Origin of the sequence: Clostridium senegalense JC122 (genome assembly GCF_000285575.1) — a bacterium.
In the GTDB taxonomy this organism is placed as follows: Bacteria; Bacillota; Clostridia; order Clostridiales; family Clostridiaceae; genus Clostridium_J; species Clostridium_J senegalense.
The window spans coordinates 1,331,265-1,340,981 of record NZ_HE611050.1 but is presented as its reverse complement, the minus strand read 5'-3'; the positions used below and the strand labels follow the sequence as shown (position 1 = coordinate 1,340,981).

Below are 9,717 nucleotides of genomic sequence, written 5' to 3'. Positions count from 1 at the left end.
GACAATTCAGGTTGAAACTGGACTGCCAGTTTCTTTGAATTATGAGGATTAGATTCTAATTCTATAATATTAAATTAAACAAAGTTAGATTCATGGTTCATAGCCCTAACAAGAAGGACAGGTTCATTTAGTTGTAGCACCATAAAAAACTTTAGTACTCAATAAAAATGGCTAGATAAAATAATTTACCGAGGAAAGAACCAGTACTTCAGCTGCAAAGTGTTTTCAGGGGGAAGGGAAATTGTCGGTTTAAAATGAATTATTAAAAGATTAGAAAAATGACTTGTGGACATAAAAATCGTTGATTTTTTGAAAAAAGAGGATTATAATAATTTTATGATTAAAAATGACTAAAGGTCATTTTGAAAGGGGAATGAAGTTGAGTAAGGGGATCAAATCTAAACTGAAAAAATCTGAATGTAATAAGCTAGAGAAGAAGAAAAATTTAATGGAAGTAGCTTATAATCTTTTTGTAACTAAAGGTATAAACGATACATATATAAGTGATATTACAAAGGAGGCTGGAGTTGCAAAGGGTACTTTTTATTTATATTTTAAAGACAAGTATTATTTAAGGGAGATTATAATACTTAACAAATGTTGTTTAATTTTAAAAAAAGCTTTGGAACAAGCTAACAAGAATAAGTTTAATGATTTATCAGAAGAAGTAATATTTTTTATCAACTATATTATTGACTATTTAAAAGAGGATAAAAAGTTATTAAAACTGATACATAAGAATTTATCTTGGGGTATATACAAAAGAGGGATATCTGAGAGAGAAGAGTATGAGGAGTTTGAACATATATATCAAGAATTTGTTTCAAGAATACAAGAAAAAGAGAATATTAAAAACGAAGATGCTAAGAAACTATTGTTCTTAATAATTGAATTAACCAGTGGAGTTTGTTATAGTTCAATTATATTAGAAGAACCAGCTTCTATTGAGGAGATGAAACCAATATTATTTGAAAGCATAAGAAGAATTTTAAATTAAGTTTTTATATTATTATGTTAAAATAATATGCCCTTGAAACAAGTTTAAATTTAGAAACTAGCAATGAATATGGAGGTTAAAGATGAAGGATGCGTTAAAAGTGTTTAAGCGAGACCTTAAGAGCATTACAAAAAATCCAGTAGCACTTTTAATTGTTGCAGGAGTATGTATTTTACCGTCTCTTTATGCCTGGGTAAATATAAAGGCAAGTTGGGACCCATATGAAACTACAAGTACTTTTCCAGTAGCTGTAGTAAATAAGGATAAAGGTGCAAACTTTTTAAACAAGGACTTAAACATTGGAAATGATGTAATAGATAATTTAAAGGATAATGATAAACTTGGATGGAAGTTTGTTAATTCCAAAGAGGCAGAGATGGGTGTTGTAGATGGGACTTATTATGCCATGATAGAAATACCAGAAGATTTTACAGAGGATTTAACAAGTTTAACATCAGATAATCCAATTAAGCCAAAAGTAAAATATAAAGTAAACACAAAATTAAATCCTGTAGCAACTAGTATAAGTAATGCTGCAAAAGGCTCATTAGTAAATGAAATAACTACAAATTTCATAAGTACAGTAAATGAAGAAGTGTTTAACGAATTAAATATATTAGGTAAGAATGCAGAAAAAAATAAAACTGATATACTTGCTTTAAAAAAGGCGATTATTTCTGTAAATAAAAATATGGATTCTATAACAGGTTTGTTAGAAGGGGTAGATAGTTCGGCTAAAAATTTAGGCGACTTCCTAACAGATTTTAGAGCAACTTTACCATCAATTACAGACAGTTTATCAGGAATTCAAGACAGCACACAAAGTACTGGTAATATAATTCAAGATACTGAAAAAAGTTTTAATAATACTATAGATAATTTGCAACTTAGTTTAAAAGAATCTAAAGCTTCTATAGATAGAATTTATGATTTAGCAGAGCGTATAAATTCAAATAGAAGTTCAAATGATTCAAAAAGAAATGTATCTCAAATAAGTAGAGAGATAAATACACTAAATAATTCTATTTCATCTGATATTAAATTTTTAGAGGAAGTAAATAAGGCACAACCTAATCAAGCAATTTCGAATAATATAACCTATTTAAATAATGCTGAAAATGCATTAAGTGAAGCTAAAAGTAACGTAGAAAACTTACAAAATTCAATGAGTTCAACTGGTGAAATTAATGATAGTGCTATGTTAACTACTTTAAATAGTATTAAAAATGTTAATACACATATAAGCCAAGCTGTAAGTGATTTTGATTCAAATGCAAGACCAGCGCTTAATACAATAACAAATAGTTTTGTAAGTATTACTGATGATGCATGTAAGCTTTTAGAAACATCTAAAGGTTTGGTTCCACAAATGGACAACTTACTAAAATCAGGAGCAGAAGGAAGTGAGCTTGCTGCTAAAATTTCTACTGATTTAAAGGAAGACTTACTTTCATTTAAAGATGTTATAAGTCAGCTAAGTAATAAATTGGAAAAAATAAATGATAATGATATTATCGGCATTATAAGTGTAATGCAAGGTAGTTCAAGTCTTATGGGAGATTTTATTTCTAGCCCATTTGAATTAAAGGAAGAACCAGTATTCCATGTGCCTAACTATGGATCAGCTATGACTCCAATTTATTCAGTTTTAGCATTATGGGTAGGTGCTTTAATTTTAGTATCAATATTAAAAACAGAACCACCAGAATTTGAAGGTGGAGCAAACATAAGAGTAAGAGAAAGACATTTTGGAAAGTTAATGACTTTTGTACTTTTAGCCGTTTTTCAAGGAGCTATAGTTACTTTAGGAAATAAACTGCTTTTAGATGTTTATATTGTAAACTTCCCATTGATGTTGGCATTTGGTATTGTTACATCAATAGCATTTACAACTATTGTATTCACTTTAGTTTCTGTACTAGGAAATATAGGAAAAGATATAGCTATAGTATTTATGGTTATTCAGCTTGCTGGATGTGGAGGAACTTATCCTATACAAGTAGATCCTAAGTTCTTTAGAGTACTTCAACCATTCTTCCCGTTTACTTATGCAGTAGGTGGGTTTAGAGAGGCTGTAGCAGGTCCACTTATGAGTAGTGTTATAGTAGATTTCGTTATATTAATAATTTACACAATACTATTTTTACTAATAGGATTCTTCTTTAAAGAGCCGCTTCATAACAAAGTAAGAAGTTTTGAAGATAGTTTTAAAAAGTCAAGAGTAGCAGAATAATAAAGTGACTCGAGGGGGTGAATGCATTTGAAGGAAATTTTTAAAGTTTGGCGTGAAGATTTAAAAGCAATAGTAACAAATAAACCTACGCTTATAATAATTATAGGACTTTGTATTATTCCATCCCTATATGCGTGGGTTAATATAAAAGCTTGTTGGGACCCTTATGCTAACACTGGAAATATGCCAGTGGCTGTAGTAAATAAAGATGAAGGTGCCACAATAAATGATAAGACTATTAATGTAGGTAATGAGGTAATAGAATCCCTTAAGAAAAATGATTCAATAGATTGGATTTTTCTAGATGAATGGCAAGCTAATTATGGATTAAATGAAGGAAAATATTATTCTTTAATAGAGATACCAGCCAATTTTTCTAAGGGGTTAGTAAGTCTTACAACTACTACTCCTCAAAAACCTAATATTATATATAAAAACAATGAAAAGGCAAATGCCATTGCTACAAAAATCACTAGTGCAGTAAAAGGTAAAGTTACAGATGAGATAAAAACTAATTTTGTAACTACAGTAAATGAAAAAGCTTTTGAAACTTTAAATGAACTAGGGGTTAAAGTAGAAGATAATAAACCGAAAATATTAGAAATAAAAGATGTAATTACTTCTACAAATAATAATTTGCAAAGTGTGAAAGACCATATCGCAACTGCAAATAAAAATACAAAGAGCTTTGAGACTTATTTACATCAGGTTAAAAATGATTTGCCATTAATAACTAATCAAATAGATAGTCTTCAACAAGTTACTAATGCTAGTAAAGGGTTAATAACAACCACACAGCAAAATTTAAGTGCTTTATCAAATAATTTAAGTAATGATGTAATTGAATTGCAAAGTATAAATAATAATATTCAATCGTCTTTAAATAAGTTAAGAGATAAAAATAATGAATTTTCACCAGAGAATGCTAACAAAGTGTTAGATGATATGGATACTATGGTGGATATATTAAAATCTATAACAGATAGAAATATTGAAAATTTAGAGGCTATTAATGGTGCTTTAGGCAGTCCTATATTAGATGATATAACAGATATATTTAGAAATATACAATCTTCATTAGTAGATCAAAAAAATAGAATAGAAGATGTAAGGACTGCTATAAATAAAGGCGAAACGAAAGAAAATATAAACATGGCGATAGATGCTTTAACAGAAGCGAATACAAAGGTTTCTAACAGCATAGGTAATCTGTCAAATAGATTCTTTGATAGTGGATTAAATGTTTTAAATAGTCTTGGTGATCAAGTATCTGGAGGAATGAATATTATAGATTCTGTTTTAAATGGGGTACGTGGAGTTGTTCCTAGATTAACTGCATTAACTAACTTTGGAATAAGCACTAGTAAGTTAGCTAGTGACCAAGCAGATAAATTAACAGATAAACTAGGAGATTTTCAAGAGAAAGTTGATAAGCTAAGTGATAAAACAAAAGATTTAAATGATAAGAATATAGATGATATGGTTGACTTGATGTCTAAAGATCCAAAAACTATGGGGTCGTTTATATCTTCACCGATTGAAGTAGAAGCAACAGAGCTTTATGGAGTTGGTACATTTGGTATTGGATTAACTCCATTCTATACAACTCTTGCTATATGGGTTGGAGCGTTGTTACTATCATCTATGTTAACTGTAGAATGTGAACCAATAGAAGGTAGCAATAAGAAACTTTCATTTATGATGGGACACTTTGCAAAAATGTTAACATTTTTAACTGTTTCAGCAATCCAAACTATAATTATTGTGTTAGGTGATGTATTTATATTAGGTGTAAAACCAGCAAACTTCCCATTAATGATGGCATTTGGATTACTTTCATCATTAACATTTGTAATGATTATATATACATTAGCATCTGTTTTAGGAAATGTAGGAAAAGCAGTTGCCGTAGTAATAATGGTAATGCAAATAGCAGGTTCTGGTGGTCTATATCCAATACAAACTAATCCAAAGATATTTGGTATGTTACAACCATTGTGGCCATTTACGTACGCTATTGACGGATTTAGACAAGCAATAGCAGGACCAATTGGTTCACATGTAAAAAAAGATGTTCTATTCTTATTTTTAATAATATTTATATTCTTAGTGATAGGGTTCTTAAAGAAACCATTACACAAACTATCCCATGGAATGGAACACAAATTTGAAGAATCTGGACTTTAGTCAATGGACAAAGGACAATTTAAAAAGTTTAGGGAGTAAGAGTTTAGGGAGTAAAAATTTAAAAAGAAACTGGAACTTAACTAGTTAAGAGTTAACAGTTAAAAGGTAAGGAAGAAACTGGACATTAGTCCAGTTTCTTTTGAATTTAAGGGAGTAAAATTTGAATTTGGGAGATGAAATAAACTAAAGATATATTCAAGGTGTAGCACCGTAACAAGTTATACAATGGGAAAAGAATAAATTGAAAAAATTTACAATGGACAATTGACAATGATGGAGGAAACTGGAGTTTAGATAGTTAAGAGTTAATAGTTAAAAGTTAAAAGTTAATAATTCAGGTTGAAACTGGACTGCCAGTTTCTTTGAATTTAAGGAAGTAAAATTTGAGTTTGGGAGATTAAACTAACTGAAGATATATTCAGGGTTTACAGCCGTAACAAGAAGGACAGGCGTATCTAAGTATAGTTCCCGTAAGTTATTTTCACAGTGAAATCGAAAAATTATCAATAAAACCTAAAGCAATCAAAGCCGGTCCTAAAATAGTTAATAGTTAAGAATTAATAGTTTAGGATGAAAGTAGCAACCACTTTCTTTAAAATTAAGGGAGTAAATTCTAAGTTTATGCTATTAAATTAAACAAAATTAGATTCAGGGTTTACAGCCGTAACAAATGGGACAGGCACGAAAGGTGTATCTCCATAAAATAAATAGTAGCTCTTATAATTTAATTATTATAAATAAAAAAAGTTAGCCAGTCCCAAGGTAGCTACTATGTAGCGTAGTTGTTAGGGACTGGCTTTGATTTATTAGTGGAAAAATAAAAAATTAGGAGAGCATCATGTGTTAGCGAAGAAAATAAACTTACCGTGCCTGTCCCATTTGTGATGGAGCTATACTTAGAAAAATATCTTACTTAGGAGTTTTACTTTACTATAGATAAATGCTTAATAGATTAAATTTTAAAGTCACTATATAAAACTGAACAAAGGTTAGTAACAAAGTGTAGCACCGTAACAAGAAGGACAGGCGTATCAAAGTATGTCTTCCATAAGTTATTTTCACAGTGAAATCGAAAAATTATCAATAAAACCTAAAGCAATCAAAGCCGATCCTAAAATAGTTAAAAGTTAAAAATTAATAGTTAAGAGTTTAGGATGAAAGTGGCAACCACTTTCTTTAAAATTAAGGGAGTAAATTCTAAGTTTATGCTATTAAATTAAAAAAAATTAGATTCAGGGTTTACAGCCGTAACAAATGGGACAGGCACGACTAAGGTAGCTCTATAAAATAGAGAGTAGCTCTTACAATTTAATTACCGTAAATAAAAAAAGTTAGCCAGTCCCTGAGATAGTTAAGAGTTAATAGTTAAAAGTTAAGAGTTCAGGAAGAAACTGGATAACAAGTTTCTTTGAAATAAAGTAGCTTTGATGCATAGAGGTTCGGGACTGGCCTTGAACTATTGTGTTAGTAATATAAATTTAGAAGAGCATCAGATGTTAGCGAAGAAAATAAATTTACCGTGCCTGTCCCATTTGTGATGGAGCTAAGACCATAATTTATTGCTTACTTAGATTTTGTTAATAAAACCAAATTAAAAAAGTACGTTTAGCATTACTATGAACGAAGTGAGTAGTAATAACCACAGCTGTTAACTTTTCACTAGCGAAGCGTTGTAACTTTTAACTAAAAAAGTTCAATTTGTTATGGTGGTAGGACTTTTTGTGATTACTTGCTTAATTGAGGTATAAAGTTAAAAAAATAAATTTTTTATATTTGCATTTGCTATTAATTATGTTAGTCAATGATGGTATAATTATATCTGTATGACTAAATATGGATAAAAACAATAAAGATAAGGTGTAATAATTATATACGGAGGATTTTTATGAGTAATAGTGATGTAAATTGTGTAAAACTGAAGTTATCTTTACATCCAGATGAAGAAGCTTTAGTTTCAGATATAAAAAAGATGATGTTAGAAGAAGAGTTAGAAGAGTTTGATGGTATAAGAGAAAACGATGTAAATATAAGAACGTCTTATGTTTTTGATGATGGTGAAAACATTGAAATTGGAGTTTTTTTTAGAAATGCTACAAAGGATGATCTTCACTTTACTACTTTGCCATTAACGTTGGTTGATGAAAATGAAAATATTTTAGTGTCAGAAACTTTTAGATTAGACTCATTAGGCGAAGTACCAGCTTATAGTGCAAGGCCACATAAAATATTATTTAGTAAGGCCAACATGCCTGAAAATATAAATATAAATAAAGGTTGTAAAATTATATTTAGTGAACAAATAGAAACTTTAAATATAGCACATATTGAATATGAAGATATAGAAAATATACCTTTTGAAATGCAGATGTTTTTAAAACAATCATTAAATACATTGCCACCAATAGAAAAGGGACAAGTTGATTTAACTACATATGAAGTATATATGGAAAAAGACAATAAAATAAAGGTTACTTTTTTAGTTAGGAATGGTAAGAATGAAACATTTAAGGTGGAAAAATTACCTATAACAATATACGATAAGAATAATAAAATAATACATACAACTACTCTAGAAATAGATGGAATAGAGTTGAATTCTAATAAAGCAAAATTATTTAGTTTTATTATAGATTGCAGTAATAAAGAGTTAAGTCAATTTGATTTAAGTATGCTTAATTTAGAGTTTAAAAGATAATATAAAGTATTTATGATGTTTTACTAAAGAAATATTACATAAGCACGATTATTCCTTTGAGTGATAAAATTATCGTTATGAACAGCGAATTTTTTAGAGTATTGAAAAAGAAATGAAAACAATGTATAATTTTGTTAATAAAACTGAATAATTATATTACTTTGTAATTATATATGAAACAATGAAGTATATTTTGTATTTGGGTATCTGAAATATATGGAGTTAATGATACAACCGGCTAGTATATATATGTATATTAGCCGTGTTTTTTTTTCTAAAAATATTTATAAAATATAAATGGTTTTAGAAAAAACAAAGTGTATATATTTAAAATTTGTAAAAAAAGTGTTAATAAATATCTAAATTTGTCGATATGTATATTACAACAATAAGTATTAAATAATAATTAAAATTAATCCATGGAGTTAAGTTATATAAAGTTTGTATTTTTGAAGTGGGGGGAAAATTTTGAATAAGAAGAAAATACAATTAATAATATTATCAGCTATATTAAGTAGCATTATATTAGCACCTAAAGAATATGTATTAGCTTGTGATAATGTAAAAGATACTCAGTTGGTTAAATGGACCCATCAGGATACGTGTGTCGAGGATGATAAAAAATATAAAATAGATATAGATAATGTAGAATATATTGTAGAGGATAATACAACAGATATAGTAAAGTTTTCAGATCCTAATTTTAAAAAGGCATTGAATGAAAAGTTAGGAAAACCTTTTGATGCAGAGATTACTGTTGGCGATCTTAATAATATGAGTGGGGTCTTAGATTTAGAAGATAAAGGTATATCTAATATAGATGGAATAAGACATCTAGAAAATATAGAAGCTTTAATTTTAAATAGTAATCATTTAATTACTATTCCTAATGAAATAGAAGCATTGAAAAATCTAAGAACTTTAGAATTAGATGACAATCAATTAATTATGTTACCAGATAATATTGGTAGCTTAAAAAATCTACGGGAGTTATATTTATCTGATAATCAATTGACTGTGTTGCCTAATAGTATAGGCGAATTAAATAATTTAGAAGATTTTATAGTACAAGCAAATAACTTGACTTATTTACCAGAATCAATAGGAAAGTTAGATAAATTAGAGAAGTTATATTTATGTGCTAATGAATTAAAAGAAATTCCAGAAACGATAACAAATTTGCAAAATTTACGAGTGTTATCATTGAAAGTAAATTATATAGAAAAATTACCTAAAGCTATAAAGGAAATGAAAAGCCTAAAAGATTTAGATATAAGAGGAAATCTAATAGAGGAAAATTAATTAGAAATTCACAAAGGACAATGGTATAGGAAACTGGAGTTAGATAGTTAAGAGGTAAGAGTTAAGAAAGAAACTGGGTTAGTCCAGTTTCTTTTTAATTTAAGGGAGTAGAATTTGAATTTAGGATATAAAACAAACTAGAGCTAGATTCAGGGTGTAGCACCGTAACAAGAAGGACAGGCGTACCAAAGCATGTCTTCCATAAGTTATTTTTACAGTTAAATCGAAAGGGTATCAATAAAATCTAAAGCAATCAAAGCCGGTCCTTAAGGTAGTTAATAGTTAAGAATTAATAGTTAAGAG

General features: G+C 28.6%; 5 protein-coding genes and 1 riboswitch. All 5 genes read left to right on the top strand.

All coding sequences use genetic code 11. The annotated features are described in order from the left end of the window. Window positions 1–379 precede the first annotated feature (379 nt). The 5 genes from CSGHG_RS06850 (at window position 380) to CSGHG_RS20115 (ending at window position 9,414) form a co-directional block, all read left to right on the top strand. The gene (locus CSGHG_RS06850) at window positions 380–997 is read left to right on the top strand and encodes a TetR/AcrR family transcriptional regulator (RefSeq protein WP_010293667.1); all 618 of its coding nucleotides are present in this window, start codon (window positions 380–382) and stop codon (window positions 995–997) included. A gap of 82 nt (window positions 998–1,079) precedes the next feature. Next, window positions 1,080–3,230 (top strand): YhgE/Pip domain-containing protein, encoded by a 2,151-nt coding sequence (locus tag CSGHG_RS06845; protein ID WP_010293666.1) that lies wholly within the window; start codon window positions 1,080–1,082, stop codon window positions 3,228–3,230. A 27-nt stretch (window positions 3,231–3,257) separates the two neighbouring features. Continuing rightward, a complete protein-coding gene (locus tag CSGHG_RS06840) occupies window positions 3,258–5,417 on the top strand; it encodes a YhgE/Pip domain-containing protein (RefSeq protein WP_010293665.1) in 2,160 nt (719 codons plus the stop codon). A 1,885-nt stretch (window positions 5,418–7,302) separates the two neighbouring features. Next, window positions 7,303–8,112, top strand: a complete 810-nt coding sequence (locus tag CSGHG_RS06835; RefSeq protein ID WP_010293664.1) for an SLAP domain-containing protein — start codon at window positions 7,303–7,305, stop codon at window positions 8,110–8,112. A gap of 165 nt (window positions 8,113–8,277) precedes the next feature. Further along, window positions 8,278–8,361, top strand: a riboswitch (cyclic di-GMP riboswitch). Window positions 8,362–8,580: 219 nt separating this feature from the next. Next, a complete protein-coding gene (locus tag CSGHG_RS20115) occupies window positions 8,581–9,414 on the top strand; it encodes a leucine-rich repeat domain-containing protein (RefSeq protein ID WP_010293663.1) in 834 nt (277 codons plus the stop codon). The last annotated feature ends 303 nt before the right edge of the window (window positions 9,415–9,717 follow it).

Coding starts and splice junctions, on each gene's coding strand:
- CSGHG_RS06845 (WP_010293666.1), top strand. CDS start 1,080: ATGAAGGATGCGTTAAAAGTGTTTAAGCGAGACCTTAAGAGCATTACA.
- CSGHG_RS06835 (WP_010293664.1), top strand. CDS start 7,303: ATGAGTAATAGTGATGTAAATTGTGTAAAACTGAAGTTATCTTTACAT.